Annotated in this window: 14 protein-coding genes and 2 tRNA genes; 6 read left to right on the top strand and 10 right to left on the bottom strand. The window is 59.3% G+C overall.

Features of this window, described 5'->3' with window-relative positions:
- Positions 1–105: 105 nt before the first annotated feature.
- Positions 106–182: transfer RNA gene (locus LB568_RS13425), tRNA-Asp, on the bottom strand.
- A 217-nt stretch (positions 183–399) separates the two neighbouring features.
- On the opposite strand from LB568_RS13425, the gene LB568_RS13420 reads away from it, so the two are divergent.
- Positions 400–475, top strand: a tRNA-Val gene (locus LB568_RS13420).
- A gap of 384 nt (positions 476–859) precedes the next feature.
- On the opposite strand, the gene LB568_RS13415 is transcribed toward LB568_RS13420, so the two are convergent.
- On the bottom strand, positions 860–2,536 hold the full coding sequence (locus LB568_RS13415; RefSeq protein ID WP_224730384.1) for a hypothetical protein: 1,677 nt from the start codon (positions 2,534–2,536) through the stop codon (positions 860–862).
- Positions 2,533–2,958: a hypothetical protein gene (locus tag LB568_RS13410; protein WP_224730383.1), complete on the bottom strand. Its 426-nt coding sequence runs from the start codon at positions 2,956–2,958 to the stop codon at positions 2,533–2,535. The genes LB568_RS13415 and LB568_RS13410 overlap by 4 nt, the downstream gene beginning before the upstream one ends.
- 812 nt (positions 2,959–3,770) lie before the next feature.
- Between LB568_RS13410 and LB568_RS13405 the strand changes: the two genes are divergently transcribed.
- Positions 3,771–4,022, top strand: coding sequence for a hypothetical protein (locus tag LB568_RS13405; RefSeq protein ID WP_013895925.1), 252 nt, complete (start codon positions 3,771–3,773; stop codon positions 4,020–4,022).
- A gap of 115 nt (positions 4,023–4,137) precedes the next feature.
- Here the strand turns inward: LB568_RS13405 and LB568_RS13400 are convergent, their stop codons facing one another.
- The 6 genes from LB568_RS13400 to LB568_RS13375 form a co-directional block, all read right to left on the bottom strand.
- Positions 4,138–4,404, bottom strand: a complete 267-nt coding sequence (locus LB568_RS13400; RefSeq protein WP_013895924.1) for a hypothetical protein — start codon at positions 4,402–4,404, stop codon at positions 4,138–4,140.
- Between the two features lie 240 nt (positions 4,405–4,644).
- Complete coding sequence (locus tag LB568_RS13395) at positions 4,645–5,415, bottom strand: SDR family NAD(P)-dependent oxidoreductase (protein WP_013895923.1); 771 nt, start codon at positions 5,413–5,415, stop codon at positions 4,645–4,647.
- 30 nt (positions 5,416–5,445) lie between these two features.
- The gene (locus tag LB568_RS13390) at positions 5,446–6,441 is read right to left on the bottom strand and encodes an ABC transporter permease (protein ID WP_013895922.1); all 996 of its coding nucleotides are present in this window, start codon (positions 6,439–6,441) and stop codon (positions 5,446–5,448) included.
- 121 nt (positions 6,442–6,562) lie between these two features.
- Positions 6,563–7,603 carry a sugar ABC transporter substrate-binding protein gene (locus tag LB568_RS13385; protein WP_013895921.1) on the bottom strand — a complete coding sequence of 347 codons (1,041 nt, stop codon included), beginning with the start codon at positions 7,601–7,603 and terminating at the stop codon, positions 6,563–6,565.
- Positions 7,604–7,642: 39 nt separating this feature from the next.
- A complete protein-coding gene (locus LB568_RS13380) occupies positions 7,643–8,407 on the bottom strand; it encodes an ATP-binding cassette domain-containing protein (RefSeq protein ID WP_013895920.1) in 765 nt (254 codons plus the stop codon).
- On the bottom strand, positions 8,404–9,570 hold the full coding sequence (locus LB568_RS13375) for an ROK family transcriptional regulator (RefSeq protein WP_013895919.1): 1,167 nt from the start codon (positions 9,568–9,570) through the stop codon (positions 8,404–8,406). The genes LB568_RS13380 and LB568_RS13375 overlap by 4 nt, the downstream gene beginning before the upstream one ends.
- Positions 9,571–9,787: 217 nt before the next feature.
- Here LB568_RS13375 and LB568_RS13370 point away from each other — a divergent pair, with 217 nt between their 5' ends.
- Both LB568_RS13370 and LB568_RS13365 read left to right on the top strand, forming a co-directional pair.
- Positions 9,788–10,966 carry a M24 family metallopeptidase gene (locus tag LB568_RS13370; protein ID WP_224730382.1) on the top strand — a complete coding sequence of 393 codons (1,179 nt, stop codon included), beginning with the start codon at positions 9,788–9,790 and terminating at the stop codon, positions 10,964–10,966.
- A gap of 271 nt (positions 10,967–11,237) precedes the next feature.
- On the top strand, positions 11,238–11,861 hold the full coding sequence (locus tag LB568_RS13365; RefSeq protein ID WP_224730381.1) for a class I SAM-dependent methyltransferase: 624 nt from the start codon (positions 11,238–11,240) through the stop codon (positions 11,859–11,861).
- 32 nt (positions 11,862–11,893) lie between these two features.
- Here the strand turns inward: LB568_RS13365 and LB568_RS13360 are convergent, their stop codons facing one another.
- Positions 11,894–13,198, bottom strand: coding sequence for a M23 family metallopeptidase (locus LB568_RS13360; RefSeq protein WP_013895916.1), 1,305 nt, complete (start codon positions 13,196–13,198; stop codon positions 11,894–11,896).
- 300 nt (positions 13,199–13,498) lie between these two features.
- On the opposite strand from LB568_RS13360, the gene LB568_RS13355 reads away from it, so the two are divergent.
- Positions 13,499–14,494 carry a sterol desaturase family protein gene (locus LB568_RS13355; RefSeq protein WP_224730380.1) on the top strand — a complete coding sequence of 332 codons (996 nt, stop codon included), beginning with the start codon at positions 13,499–13,501 and terminating at the stop codon, positions 14,492–14,494.
- Positions 14,491–15,633 (top strand): GNAT family N-acetyltransferase, encoded by a 1,143-nt coding sequence (locus LB568_RS13350; protein ID WP_013895914.1) that lies wholly within the window; start codon positions 14,491–14,493, stop codon positions 15,631–15,633. The genes LB568_RS13355 and LB568_RS13350 overlap by 4 nt, the downstream gene beginning before the upstream one ends.
- The last annotated feature ends 1 nt before the right edge of the window (position 15,634 follow it).

The following is a 15,634-nucleotide window of genomic DNA, read 5'->3' as shown; positions in this document are numbered from 1 at the left end:
GGAGCGATCACTGACCGCGCCTCGACACTTCATTTCCGAAAGTGGACTTTGACAATTTATGTCGGCATTTCCCTTGTACCAAGAGTTTGAAACCCTTGAGAGAAATGGCGCGAGTGACGGGGCTCGAACCCGCGACCTCCGGCGTGACAGGCCGGCACTCTAACCAACTGAGCTACACCCGCGCATTGACGAGCACGTGTCAGCCGTGTTCGTCGTTGGGGCGCTGGATAAGGGGTTCGCCACCGGGTGTCAAGCGCACCAAACCATCATAACAGCAAACTGGAGAAGGTTTTTTGACAGCCGGCGTTTTGTTGGCAAATCCGGCCCGCGAACAGGGCGTCGCCTTTTCATTTGGCCTTGCGAAGCCGGTCCCGACCGCTTAAAGGTCCGGCCCGGAGCGGGCGATTAGCTCAGTTGGTAGAGCGCTTCGTTTACACCGAAGATGTCGGCGGTTCGAGCCCGTCATCGCCCACCACTTTGATTAAACAAGGTAATTTTTGTTTTTGTGCTTTTTCTGCAAACCGTCGAAAATTGCCGCCTAGCTACAAAATAGCAACAGGAACAAAAGTAGCTCGCCAGATTCTCTCGGGCCTTGTAACGGCGATCTTCATATCTTAGCTCAAGGCACAACAAAAAAATGGCGGTCTGTCCAACGGCCTAGGCCATCTCAATCAGAGGGCAATCTTGGTCATCCGAGATCTCGGAATTCGGGCTAACCCTATCGCTTAGGCGCTTCGCTCTGATCAACCATTCTTGCCAACTAGGACAGTGGTCGGAAGTGCGACTCGCATTTTCATCGCTGTCCTGCATTTTTCGAGGGTAGCTATGAGGCCTTTTGGCGGCGGACTGACCAGCCCAATCAGTAAGGTCCGCGCCAGTTATCAAGAAATGATCTCCCTTTATCTATCGGCACGATATCATAAAAAATGTAGCCTCCCTCGATCGTGGAGTCTGCGAAAACGGTGAAGCCATCGCCATTAAGAATATACGAACCGATTCCACATTGAAGATAGTCAATGCGCGCGTTACCGATTGCAGTAATTTCTTCCGTCGATAGCTGAAAAATATTCGCAAACACAGTGACCGACAAAGCGATCTGCCGATAATATTCAACTGAACCAAATTTTGCGCCAACAGGCAGGGCGAATCGAATGCTTTTTAACCGTCCATAGTCCTCGATGACCTCCACAAAGCCTTTAAGTTCTTTATCAATAGGAAAGCCAACCCAGCACTCGGTGCCGGGGCACAGCTTGCCCTCCTCCATGCCATAGAATCCAGAAAGCGCGCGTAAAATATCATTTGAATTCCAGGGAAGGTCAGCTTGCGTAGCTGGCTCTCGACGAAACGATATCGACGGATCATTCAACGTGTTCAAGAGATCGGTGCCTTCTCGAACATTGAAATGTCCTCGAAATTCAAACTTGTCCGTCATGACCTGCAGAAGCCTCACCGCTCTTTCGAAATTATGAGGATGGGTGAGATAGACGTTTGCCCCCCTCAGCCGCTTTGCAAGCCCCTCATACTCAGATCTGGTAAGGACAGGGAGATGAGTCTCAGCACCTACAGCAACACGATCTGGGTTCGTATAGTCGAGATCAGCAAACGCAGAGTTATTTCGGCAACTGGCGTGGAGCATCTTGATGACGAAATCCTCCGCATTTAACCCTCTCTCCCCAACCAGCAAGTGATTAAAGACTATATCTTTCATTAGAAAGAGATAGGATTCCATCCCTTCCGCAAATAGCTTAGCGTTTAAGCTATTGTTTTTCTTAATGTATAGGTATGTGTTCCCCACGTCGATTGCGGCGACAGTGTCCGCTCGCACCTCCTCGTCAAACGTGCTCTGCGCTAGACGGCGATCTAAGAAGTCTAGGAGAGAGTCGAATAATCCGCTTGTCTCTGCCACTGGCACTTCAATTGTTTTGAGATGTGCGAGCTCGTGAAAAAGCAGCTGCGAAAAGGCCCCCGCAAAAACAAAATCTATGTGCTCATCATGGAGGGCCCCCGCCGCGCGCAGCAGATCCTTAACCTCCTTAGTAACATCTTCACCGTCCGGAACGTATCCCCTTCGTAATTCCCTCAGTAGCGTAAGGCGTCTGATTGAGAATATTTTTAAGTCAGTTATAGAATCCGTCAGAGCATCTCCCGATCTATTTGCGTTTTCGTATGTATAAGCCAATGATGAATTCATGGCGTCTAAAGTCAAAGTCGATGCAAGCAATTCACTAATCAGAATGATGTTAGGCTTGACGGCCATCGCATTCATGCTCAAACTTGGCATCGATGAGTACAAAATTGCTGACTCCTTGACTACCTTGATATTAACCTTCGATCCATCCAGCCCAGGCCCGACATGAATGTAGTCTCCTATCCTGAGGAGCTCTACAACAGATGCCAGCCTGTCGCGAAATTCAGGAACCTCGAACTCATCCTTAGCGAGATCGCGGATATCCGAGGCTGACCGCGCTGATCCTAATGAAAGGAGCAGGCCGCATATTACGGCGGCAATTGTTCGCGCCACTTTGAAAGCGTTCATACTTGCGTTTTTTTGGAGTACTTGCTTTCAACCGACGCAAGTATTATTCTGAAGAAAAACCCGTTCTGATACGATATTAAAAAGGCAACAAACGAGTCTGTGATGGAAATTATAGAATTATATGTGTACATAACGACAATAGGTGCTACTAGAGAAGCGGATATAATGCCTTTCTTTAAATCTGTTGGTTTTTCGGTGATGTACTCATAGATTGATTTTGATATAACACCTAGAAATGTCCCAACCGACGCAATAAGTGGAGCTTTGTAGTCTCGCAGTATCGAAATATCAAAATCTCCATGCACCTCCGGGTCTCTGAAAAAATTGAAGTAGAGCGCATAAGCAAGATAGGTCAGTGCGAGCACAAGGAGCGCATAAATTACATACAGAGGGACGGGAGGCAGGCGGCGGCTTTCAGCCATTAGTGGCGTCCTCCAAGTGCGGTTTCGCACTAAGTTGGCCGATTGGGCGGCCTTAGTTGGTCCTGTTGGGAGACCATGGCCTCTAAGGCGATCGACCGTTCATGTTGACCTTGGGGAATCTATCATGCAGTGGGGCAGCCGGTCACGCAAATTGTGGCGGCAGGGTCGAATACTGTGCGGCCAAACGCAAACGCTCTGATCGATCCAACACACGCGCCGAGCCTAGTCCGAGGCAGCATCCCTGAGCATCATCAGCGATGAGGGTAGGAAGTCTTGGGTTGCACCAGGAACATGAAGCCAATCGGCTAGCTCGTCATCTATCGGCGCAAAGCCTGCCCCATAGGCGTTAGTGTCTTAATTTGAAAACGGGTTCACGATTGATCCCTGCTCAACCAGTTTTTGGCCGTAGGATTTTTGTCAGCTTTCTATAACCGCAGCCCTAGTTAGACCTGCGCCCGGAGTAGAGCAGTTTACCTGCCTCCCGGCTTCCTGCGCTGCAACTACAGCCGCGTTCCATGGTCTATCCTCTGTCATCGGTCCTTTCAACTGTGAACACTTGTTTGTCACGATCGGTCACGATCAGGAGAAATGGCTTAATTGGCATGTTCGATCTCTCTTTCGATGTTTCGCCACGATCGGAGCCCGCACGGCATCAACCGGCGTATTGATCGGCGGTATCTGTAGCACGGCGTGCGCGCTCACAAGACCCTGCGCATTACGGCAGCTATGGCGGCAGGTGTGCGCAATCGGCTATGGTCGAAGGAAGAATTGGTGGAAGCGAGCGTATCGAGCTGAAATGGGAGGAGCGGTAAATGTCGGACCAGACGCAAACATATGTAGAGTGCGAAGTTGGAAATGATCTGTCGAATGATGAGGTTTTTGCTTGGGTCGATCAAGCGCTTGAGCAGAACAAAAACATGGCCGCGATTGGAATCAACGTAAGCAACTCGCTGCATCAACGCGGTCTTACTGGCGAACATCGTGGCGTGAAAATCGCGATGGACCCAAGCCTGTACCCACGCGATGTCGTGCGCATTCAGTTCGGACCCAAGAAATCAAATTAGGAGACTACCCCATAGGCACTTGCCGGTACGGAGCGGCCAACGGTGTTCGTCGGCAGCGCGGACTGCAACGAGATTGACCGGCATATATGTCCGCTGGAGGGTCGGTTCGCCAGCGTCAAGGATTTTGAGCGCTCTTTAGTTCCTGGATTTCCTCAAGCAGGTTTTTGACCAATATCTGGTAGACTTGCGTGAGTTCCGCTGGTGTGAGTTCGACCCGGATATCGTACGAGCCGGCATAGTTCACTTGCAGCGTCGCCGTCCCGAACAGCGTCGTGGTGCCGTCGCGAATATCAGTCGCCACGATCAGGTTTTGGACAGGTTGGTCGAGCAGGATGACGCCAGCTTCGCCGGGATTGTTATGGGTCGTTGTCCTAATTCTCATGTCGGCCTCCTGTTCACACACAGCAGCGTGCGGCACCATTGTCTTCCGCGATCGCACCATAGGCTAATACGATCAGGCAGTTCACAATACACCTACAAGCGGTCGATTCCTCCGGGATGTAGCCACTCCAAAAACCCGCCACGGGTCGCTCCCGTGGCGGGTTTTTCATCGATCAGGGGGTTGCGGGCCACCGGCGCGAGCTTCCTGACGCCTCGTCGGCGTGATTTCGCACCTGAGGGGTCACGGCGGCAGCAGCCGAAAGTCATTGCCCTCGGGCAGCAATTGTCCGCCATCGACGACGATGGTCGTGCCGGTGATGTAGCTGGCGTCATCCGAGGCGAGGAACAGGAAGGCGTTGGCGACGTCGCGCGGGCTGCCGAGCCTGCCGAGCGGGATGGAATCCTCCATGTTCTTGATGTAGGCGGCGCCGCGATGCTGCTGGATGGCTTCGGTCAGGATGTTGCCGGGCTCGACGCCGTTGACGGTGATGCCATAGCCGGAGAATTCCAGCGCCGCCGCCCGGATGAAGCCGTTGATTCCGGCCTTGCTGGCCGAATAGTGGCCGTGGCCCGGGCTGGTCACGTGCGGACCGGTTATGGAGGAGGTGTAGAGCATGCGGCCAAAACGCTGCGCCTTCATCGGCACCAGTGCGGCGCGGCTGGCATTGAAGGTGCCGCGCAGATTGACGGCCATGACGCGGTCCCAGTCGTCGGCGCTCGTGTTCTCGATCAATTGCCAGGGATAGATGCCGGCATTCTGCACGATGATGTCGAGGCGGCCGTGCTGCTTCAGCGCCAGAGCCACCGCGGCCTCGGCGTCGCTCATCCGCGAGATATCGGTGCGGATGAAGGGCACGCCGAGTTCGCTGGCGGTCGCTTGGCCGGCCGCCGCCTCGGTATCGGCGAGCACCAGCCTTGCGCCTTCCTCGGCGAAACGCTGCGCGATGCCCTTGCCGATGCCGCGCGCGCTGCCGATGATCAGCGCCACCTTGTCTTTCAGTCGTCCGGTCATGCCCGCCTTCCTGTCATGCGAATCGTCCTGTCATGCGAGTCTTTGGCGAATGGTTTGCTTGAAGGCGTCGAGCAGCACGGCCGCCAGCACCAGCAGGCCGTGGATGACCTGGGTGAAGTTGGCGGGCAGCCCCATCAAATTGATCGCCGTGTTGATGGCCGAGAGCAGAAGCACGCCGGCATAGACGCCGGGCAGGGTGCCGACGCCGCCCTTCAGGCTGACGCCACCGATGACGACCGCGGCAAAGGCGTTGAACAGCAGGCCGACGCCGAGATTGGCGGTGGCGCCCGAGGTGCGGATCGCCAGCAGCCAGCCGGCTAGGCCGGCTATGGCGCCGGCGAGCACGAAGGCGATGACTAGGTTGCGGTTGACTCGGATGCCGGCGCGGAAGGTTGCCGTCTCGTTGCCGCCGATCATCACCAGGTGTCGGCCGAACGGCGTCTTGGCCATGATCAGCGAGAAGACGACGAAACAGGCGATGGCGATCCAGGCGGTGAGCGGCAGGCCGGCGAGGCGCTGGATGCCGAACCAGCGAATGGCCGGCGCCAGGTCCTGCGCCGAGCGGCCGCCCGAAATGACCAGTACCAGGCCGCGCACCCAGATGTAGGACGCCAGCGTGATGATGAAGGCGCTCATCTTCACCTTGACCACCAGATAACCGTTGAAGACGCCGATGAGGCCGCCGACGGCCAGCGCCAGCAGCAGCGATACCGGCACCATCAGCCATTCCGGATGCAGTTGCACGCCCATGCCAATGCCTGACGAGCAGAACAGGATGCCGACCGCCATGGCGCTGAGCGCGGCGACGGATTCGACCGACAGGTCCATGTGGCCGGCGATGATGACCAGCGCCAGGCCGATCGACATGACCCCGAGCACGCTCGAAGCCTCGATGATGTTGGCGAAGATGCCGAGCTGAAAATAGTTCGGCACGAAGATGGAGAACACCACCAGCACGAACAGCAGCATGAACCAGACGAGGTTGTCGAGAACGAACTCCAGGGCATGGCGGGTGCGGAGGTTCATGGGCTGATCCGGCTGGCGCATGCCTCCGAAAATCAGTTCGATTTTCGGAGGCATGCGCGGATTGGAATTGCGAAGGATTGGCTCCGGGCCGAGAGGGCCCGGAGCGTTTCAGGCGAGATGCCTATTCGACCGACTTGACCGTGTCCGTCGGCGGCTTCTGGTTGCCCCAGAAAGCCGGGTTGTCGACGTTTTCCTTGGTAATGGCCGCACCCGGGATCTTGATGTTCGGGCCCCAGCTTTCCTTGGTGACGACCGATTTCAGGCCAAGCACGTCATAGTCGCCGGGCTTGATTTCTTCCTTCTTGACCACCTTGTCCATGAACATGGCAACCGCCGCGGCCTGTGCGTAGAGCGGCTGCTCGACTTCGACGTTGAGCCAGCCCTTGCGGATCAGGTCGAGGCCGACCGGAGCGCCGTTCGAGCTCATCAGCATGACGTCGCCCGGCTTCTTGCCGGCGGCCTCGAGCGAGGCGACGGCGGCGACCGACAGGTGCGCGGCATGGCTGAAGATCAGGTCGATGTCGGGGTTGGCCAGCATCTGGTCGGCGACGATGGTGCCGGCGTTGCTGGCTTCCCACTGCATGGCCGGAAGCGAGATGATCTTGACGTCCGGAAACGCCTTCATCTTCTCCTCGAAGCCCTTCTGGATGTCGAGCGTATAGGGATCGCCGGGGTCGCCCAGCACTTGCAGCACCTTGCCCTTCACCGAGCCGTTCTTGGCTTTCAGCAGTTTCTCTGCCTGGTCGGCCGCGACATGGCCGATCTCGACGGTTCCGGCGACCGATGTGAAGTCGGAAGGCGTCGAGGTGATCTGGCGGTCGAACTCGACCACCGGGATGCCGGCCGCACGCGCCGCCTCGATGGACGGTTTCAGCGCGTTGAAATCGACCGCGGCCAGGATGATGGCCGCCGGCTTCAGCGCGATGACGTCGTTCATCTGCGACTGCTGCGCGTCGGTCTTGTTGTCGGCATTCAGCGTTTTCACTTCATAGCCGACCTGCTTGAGGAACAGCTCCAGCGCGCTCACCGAGCCGGTCTGGAACTCGTCGAGCAGTGTCGGCACCATGTAATAGACGGTCCCCTTGGACTGGGCGAATGCCGGCGTGAGCGTGGCAAAGGCCAGTGCCAGGATACCGAAGACAGCAAGAAGTACTCGCTTCATGTTGTTGGCTCCCTGTTAAGCCGGACCCCTCTTTGTCCCTCAGCCCGCCGGTCCGGCACCGGCAAGCGTTTCACCGGTGATCATGTTGATCACCGCATCGGGACTTGTTTTGCTGCGTGCGACATCGCCCGCCACGACGCCTTGCCGGATCACCACGATCCGGTCGGCGACCTGAAAGGCCTGCTGCATGATGTGGGTGATGATGACGACGCCGATGCCCTGGCTCGCCACCTGGCGGATCATGTCGAGGCCGCGCCGCGTCTGCTCGACACCAAGGGCGGCGAACGGTTCGTCCAGAAGCACCAGCTTGCCGCCCCAGTGTACGAACCGGTTGAGCTCGATGGCTTGCCGCTGGCCGCCCGATAGGTGCTCGACATTGGTGCGCAGAGACGGAATGCGGGTGCCGGCGCTCGCCAGGGCCTTCCCAACGACGGCCTCCATGGCGCGCTCGTCGAGCACGGGAATGCCGAGAACCTTCCGGGTGATCTCGCGGCCCATGAAGAAATTGGCCACCACATCGACATTGGTGCACAGCGACAGGTCCTGGTAGACGGTCTCTATGCCCGCCGCCTTCGCTTCGGCGGGCGATTTGGCGAGAAACTCCTTGCCCTCGAACAGCATGCGGCCCGAGGTCGGCTCCAGTCCGCCCGCTATGATCTTGACCAGTGTCGATTTGCCGGCGCCGTTGTCGCCGAGCAGGGCCACGACCTCGCCCTTGCCGATCGAGAAGCTGATCCCCTTCAGCGCTTCGATCGCGCCATAGTTCTTGGTGACGTTGTCGAGCACCAGCAGAGGTTCACTCATGCGGCAATCTCCTTGGCCGCCAGGAGATCGCGGCCACGCTCGCGCTCTGCCGTGAACATCTGCCCGAAGCGCGGCGACAACACCCCTGAAACTGCAAGGGCGGCGGCGCCGCGCAGCACGGATTGCTGGCCGCCGCCCGCGACGACCACGCGGGGCGCCTTGCGGTCGCCGCGGGCCGAGACCGAATTGAGCAGCGGCGTTGCCGCGCCCGCCAGAAGTTGCAGCAAGTCCGGCGCCGCCAGCCCGCCGAGCACGATCGTCTCGGGATCGAACAGGTTCTCGATGATGGCGATGGCATTGCGGAAGATCGGGCCGACCTCAGCCACCCAATCGGCGTCGTTGCCGGCCCAGCGCCCCCGTGCTTCGAGCGAAAGATAGCGTTCGAGGCAGCCCCGGTTGCCGCAAGGACAGGGCTCGCCGCCGGGAACGACGGGAATGTGGCCGATTTCGCCGGCATTTCCCCAGGCGCCGCGCATCACGCTGCCGTCATGCATCATGGCGCTTCCCAGCCCGACGCCGAAATAGAGATAGTAGTATTCGGAATGGTGGACCCCGATGCCATAGAGGCGTTCGCCCATCGCGGCGGCGGCCATGTCGCTTTCGAAGAACGCCGGCAGTCCCGTCGCGGCCGTCAGCCGCTCGCGCAGCGCCACATCCTTCCAGCCAGCCATCGTCGTTGGCCCGACGAAGCTCATGGAGTCCACGCCAAACGGTCCGGGAAGCGCCATGCCGATGCCGATGACACGGCCGCCGGCTCGCTTTCCCGTCAGGTCGCGGACCATGCCGCCGATCTCATCGAACGCATGATCGGGCGCCGCGTTGGGTGCTTCGCGGTGCGAACTTTCGATTACGTCGCCGCTGAGATTGATCAGCGCGGCGTCTATCCCGAGCGGCGTCAAATGGATGCCGACGGCATAGCCACCTTCCGGATTGATGCGCAGCGTCGCCGGAGGCAGGCCGCGCCCTTTGGGTTCCTCGCGCAGGGACAAGATGTAGCCCTGTTCCTCAAGCTCACGGACGATGGTCGATACGGTCTGGACGGTGAGCCCGACATGCCGGGCGATATCGCCACGGGCGATGGGGCCGTTACGGCGGATCGACTCGAGCACGATGCGCCGGTTGTACGGCCGCCCGAATTCCTGATTGGTCCCCCGCAACGCCATGCCTTGCACTCCCAATGGATGCAAGTTTGCATCAAAGATTTATTCAGTCAAATGGAATTCAAAAATAAATCAGCAAAAAGCCCGGGGTAAAAGGCGCTGGGATGGATGTCGCTGATTTAGGACCTGTTCAGGTGCCGCCCTTGGCCGATTGCCGCAATCGCGAGAACCGCTTCAATGGCGGCCAAGCAACCGCGACCCAACACAGCATGGAGCAAAGATGATCGAATTGCCGTTTGCCCGCGAAGAGTACCAGCAGCGGCTTCGCAAGATCCGCGTCGAGATGGCGGAGCGCGGTCTCGAGCTCCTGATCGTCAACGACGTTGCCAACCAGCACTATATCACCGGCTATGACGGTTGGTCGTTCTACACGCCGCAGGTGGTGCTGGTTCCCGTGGAAGACGTCGAGCCGGTCTGGATCGGGCGCGCCATGGATGCCGCCGGCGGTCTTCTCACGGCCTGGATGAGACCCGAGAACGTGGTTGGCTTCCCCGAAGATCACGTCCAGCGTGTCGATCGCCATCCGATGGACTGGATCGCCAACTGGATCGTGGCCAAGGGCTGGGGTACCAGGCATATCGGCATCGAGCTCGAAGCCTACTATTTCTCCCCGAAAGCGCATGCGCGGCTCGTCGCCGGCCTTCCCAATGCAAAATGGCACGATGCCGATCTCCTGGTGAACTGGATCCGTGCGGTCAAATCGGCGCCCGAGATCGCCTATTTGCGCAAGGCGTCGACCCTGGCCGAAGCGGCGGTGGCGCGGGCCTTCGAGGTGATCGCGCCGGGTGTGCGCGAGTGCGATGCGATTGCCTCCATCCAGGCGGCGCAGATCGCCGGCAGCCCGGATTTCGCCGGCGACATCACAGCCCTTCCGCCGACCATCCTCGGCGGCGAGAACGCCTCGGCCCCGCACATCATGTGGAGCGACCGGCGGTTCGGGGATAACGAGACCATTGCCCTGGAACTCGCCGGCGTCTGCCGCCGCTATGCCGCCGGGTTGGCGAGAACGATGCAGCTTGGCAAGACGCCGACGCGTGTCGAGGATACGGCAAAGGCGGTGATCGAGGGCATGGACGCGGTGCTCGATGCGGTGAGGCCGGGAACGACCGCCGAAGCGGTCGAAGGAGCCTGGCGCAAGGTCATCCAGCGCTACGGGCTGAAGAAGGAGTCGCGCATCGGCTATTCCATCGGCGTCGCCTATCCGCCGGATTGGGGCGAACACACGATCAGCCTCCGCCCGGGTGACAAGACGGTGCTTCAACCCGGCAACGTCGTTCATTCCATCCTCGGCATGTGGATGGACGGCTGGGGTATCGAGATCAGCGAAACCATCCTGGTCACCGAAACCGGCCATGAGACGCTGACCAGGTTCCCGCGAGAAATCCATGTCAAAGCTTGAGTGATCGACATGGCGGCGGTGGCGCGATTTCCGGCGGTGTTGGCCAGGCCTGTTATTGTCGAAGGCGCTGCAATCCAGGTTCAGATGTCGGCGGGCCGGTGCAGTATGGGCCAAGCAGGCAAGTCCATGGCCGCTTGATTTTTCATCCCACCTCACTCAAAAGGGCGCATTTGGGGGAGCGCGAATAGTGTCAAAACTTACAAGTTTTCTGGAGGGCCACGGTCTCAAGCGAAGGCGCCGGCCATCGGCTGTTGTGCTTCCAGAACGGCGTATGACACAAATATTGCACGAGCGCTGCGTTATCGAGAGTGCCGATTTTGCGGCGCCGCACATGGAAAATGCGCTGCTTTTCGACGACCACCAGCAAATACGAAATTATGCAATCGAGAAAGTCGCGAAATCCGGGTTTCTGCTGGAATTTGGTGTCTTTGACGGGACAAGCATCAACCATTTCGCAGGGAGACTTTCGTCATCTGGCGACACGCGGTCAATCTTTGGATTTGATGCTTTCCTAGGTCTTCAGGAAAACTGGACTGGAACTGGCTTCCAGGCCAGAGGCCGGCAATTCAACAGGGACGGCGTTGTGCCGAAGGTTCGGCAAAATGTGAATCTGATAAAGGGCTGGATTGAAGATACGCTTCCAACGTTTCTTAAGCAGCACCAAGGTCCAATTGCTTTCATTCATATTGACACGGACACCTACACGCCCTGCAAAGCCATTCTCACGCTCTGCAAGGACAGGCTTGTCAGTGGCAGTGTCGTCCTGTTTGACGAACTGCTCTGCTACCCAGGATGGCGATTTGGAGAGTACAAGGCGCTGAACGAGGTGTTGGATCCAGACCGGTACACCTGGGCAGCGTTCGAAGAGCAGCGGGCCGCGCTTGTCATCAACTGACAATAAGGTTTCACTCCGAGGACTGGCGCGCCTCAGAGATACTGGGCGACCTTCTTGCCGACGGTGAGGAAGCGCAGCGGATCGATCGCTTCGCCATTGTGGCGCACTTCGTAGTGCAGATGCGGGCCGGTCGAGCGGCCGCTGCTGCCGGTCTTGCCGAGGACGGCGCCGGCATCGACCTTCTCGCCGACGGTCACGTCGATTTCGCTCAGATGCCCGTAGCGGGTCGCAAAGCCGTTGCCGTGGTCGACTTCCACCATGCGGCCATAGCCGCCGTTCCAGCCGGCCTTGGTGACGACGCCGGGCGCCGTGACCCTTGCCGCCATGCCGATCGGCGCCCTGAAATCCATGCCGGAATGCAGCGCGGCGGTGCCGAGGAGGGGGTCGGTGCGAATGCCGAACGGGCTGGTGACGGAGTGGCCGGGTGCGGGGTTGGACAGCGGCAGCTGGCGCGCTTCCTTCTTGAGATGGTCGAGCGTATCCAGGGCTTCGTCCAGTTCCTTGACCTTGCTGTCGAACATCATCGAGCTGTCGAGCGGGATCAGCGGTCCGCCGACATCGCTCTGGTCCTTGCCGAAATCGCCGTCGACCGGCAGTCCCGCCGCTTGCAGCGCCTGGGTGATCGCGTCGGCGCTCTTATAGGCATTGTCGGCGAGTGCGCTGATGCGGGTGAGCTGCTCGGTCTCGATCGATTTCAGCGACTGGTTGATCGAGACGAACAATTTGTCGGCGCGATCGGCGGCTGAATCGTTTGGCAAAGGATCGGAGCGGGTCGACCACAAGGAGAACGGCCTCGTGTCTGCGGCTCCGGGGTCCGCGCTCAGGCTGGCGACCGCGTAATTCTGCGCCGGCTGGCTGATGCTGCCGGTCACTTCGGCGGGTTTGTCAGGCTTCGCGGCTGCTGCCGGGGCCTCGCCTGGCGCTGTTCCGACGTCATTCTCTGCGCGTTCGAGCAACGGGCCGAGGCGGCCGTGACGCTGGCTGAGCTGCGTCTGCCGGTCAAGCAACTCGCTGACCTTGGTCTCCATCAATTGCTGATCGAGCAGCTGGCGGCTGGTGATGCGGTCGACCTGGGCGCGCAGTGCCGAAATACGGTCCTCGTAAGCCTGCTGCATGCGCGCCTGGCGCGCGGTGGTGGCGCCGATCAAGTCATCGCGCAGCACCAGGTAGGACGTGGCCAGCAGGTAGCCGACGGCAATGGCGGCGAGTGCCGAGCCGATGAATGCCGCGAGCCAGGGTCGGATCGTGAAGTGCCTGATCTCGTTACCCCGGGCAATGATGACAGTGTGGGGTTCCTTGCGCCTGCCGAAGACTGCGGACTGACCGGTTGCGTTCACGGGACCAAGCTTTCGTTTACGACACCACGACGGCTTGATTACACATTATTAGGGTTAACAAAGGCTTGCCGGACCGATCGCGCGGCAACGAATACACGCGGCGAGGGCAGTGGGTTGCATCAACACTGCCGAGGGAGCGGCCATCGTGCGCGCGTCACGCACCATGTTTCAACCAGAGGAACGGGTCACTCGCCGATTAAGGTCAAGAATCCTTAACTCTCTTTGATCGCATTTACTTGACGGTTTTCCGTTAAAGGCGTGATGGGGTTTGGGAATCTATTGAAGAAGGCGGTCCAAGGGATGCTGAGCGATCTGGTTGGCAAGGTCCTCGACAAGCTCTCCGGCACCAGTCTGCTGGCGACCGGGCTTTTGCTGCTGACTGCCTTGGTCAGCGCGCTCGTGGCCTATTGGCGCACGGTGGAGGAGAAGAGCTGGAAGGAGTTTTTCGAGTTCGCCGTCCCGCATGAGGTTATCACTCATCCCTCGGCGAGAGCCGACCTGCTGTTCTGGCTGACGAAGAAAGCTCTGATGCCCTTCCTGATGCTGCCCGCCGGAATTGTCTTCGTCACGGCGGTAGGCTACGGGACCAACTGGCTGTTCTCGACACTGTTCCAGTTCCAGCCGCCGCTGATCGAGGGGCCGGCGGGTCCGGTAACGGTGCTGATCTTCACCATCACCATGCTGCTCGCCTACGACATTTCCTATTATCTCTATCACGTCGCCCAGCATCGCTATCCGGTGCTCTGGGAACTGCACAAAGTGCATCACTCGGCCGAGGTGATGGTCGGTATCACCAAGGACCGGGTCCACCCGCTCGACGAACTGATGAACCGCGCCTGGGACGGCATCGTGGTGGGCATCTGCTTCGGCATCTGGTCGCTGGTTTCGCTGAACCTGGTCGAACTGACGGTCTTTGGCGTCAACGTCTACGTCATGCGCAACATCCTGATGATGGATTTCGTCAGGCACACGCATTTCAAGATCTCGTTCGGCCCGCTCAACAATTTGATCCTGTGTCCCCATTGGCACCAGCTGCATCACAGCACCGATCCGCGCCACTACGACAAGAATTTCGGGCTGCTCTTCTCGTTCTGGGATCGCCTCTTCGGAACATTGTGCGTGCCGAAGCCCGACGAGGATTTCAAGTTCGGCCTGGTCGATCGCGATGTGCGCGACTACCAGTCGCTTGCCGGCCTCTATGTCATGCCGCTGAAGCGAATGTGGCGACATATCGCTCGGCGCGTCCGTCCCGGAAAGCCGGAGACAACGCGAGCATCGCAGAGGGCTCGGTCGTGAACGCTCCCGTGGCGCCCACTATTCCGCGGAGCTTCGTCTTCGAAGTCGTGACATCGGCGGCGCGTTTGGACGAGATCGCCCCGGCCTGGAGTGCGCTTTGGCAGCGAGCCGGCGGGCTTGTCTTCCAGCATCCGGCCTGGATCGCGGCCTGGTGGCGCACCACCCCCCATCAGGAGCGGCGCACGCTCAGGATCGGGCTGGCCTGGAACGGCGACCGGCTCGAAGGCGTGATAGCGCTCGCCACCTTCAGGCGCTCCGGCATCCGCGTTCTCGAATGGGCGGCGAAGGATCACAGCGACTATGGCAACGCGCTGTTTGCCCCCGGCGGCGACCCGCAACAACTCTCCCGGCTCTGGCAGTATGTTCTCGACCAGGGCGGCTTCGACCTCATCTATCTCAATCGTCTGCTGCCGGATGCCGGTTTCCGTGCCCTGCTGGATCCGGCCTCGCGCCACGGCAAGGCGCTTCGGCGCAACCACCGCTGGGAAATCAGCTACCGTGTCGAGGGTTCCTGGCCGCGCGGCGCGGACTGGTTCGAGACGCTGTCCAAAAAGGCCCGGCAGAACTACCGTCGCGGCTGCAAGTTCATGGAAGAAGGCGGCGCATTGCGTTTTCGCCTGATGGATATCGGCGAACCGCTTGAGCCGGTGCTCGCTCGGGTCGCGGCGCTGAAGCGGCTGTGGCTGGCGCGGCACGGGCGCGTCTCGGACCTGTTCGATGAAGGCTCGCCTGTTCTCGCCGCGCTTGTGTCGGTGCTGGCCGAGCTCGGGCTGTTGCGCATTTTCGTCTTGGAGCTCGACGATACGATCGTCGCCGTCTCGATCAATTTCGAGCAGCACGGCACCATGATGGCTTTCGTCACCACTTACGATCCCGAATACGAGCGCGCCTCGCCGGGTATGGTGCTGATGGTGGACTATATCCAATGGTCGCTCGACCGTGGCCTTGGCAAAATTGATTTCCTCTGCGGCGGCGAGGATTTCAAGCGGCGCTTCGCCACGCAGTCGGTCAGGCTGTCATCGGTGATCGGCGCGCGCGGCTTGCGCGGTCGCCTCGCCGCGCTGGCCGATCATCTGAACCATGTTTCGAAATCCTGGCGGGCGCGACAGCAGCCGAAGGTGGAAACACCCGAAGAGTAAG

It is taken from the genome of Mesorhizobium sp. B263B2A, assembly GCF_020165775.1.
GTDB lineage: Bacteria > Pseudomonadota > Alphaproteobacteria > Rhizobiales > Rhizobiaceae > Mesorhizobium > Mesorhizobium opportunistum.
This window is presented reverse-complemented; position numbering and strand designations above follow the sequence as displayed.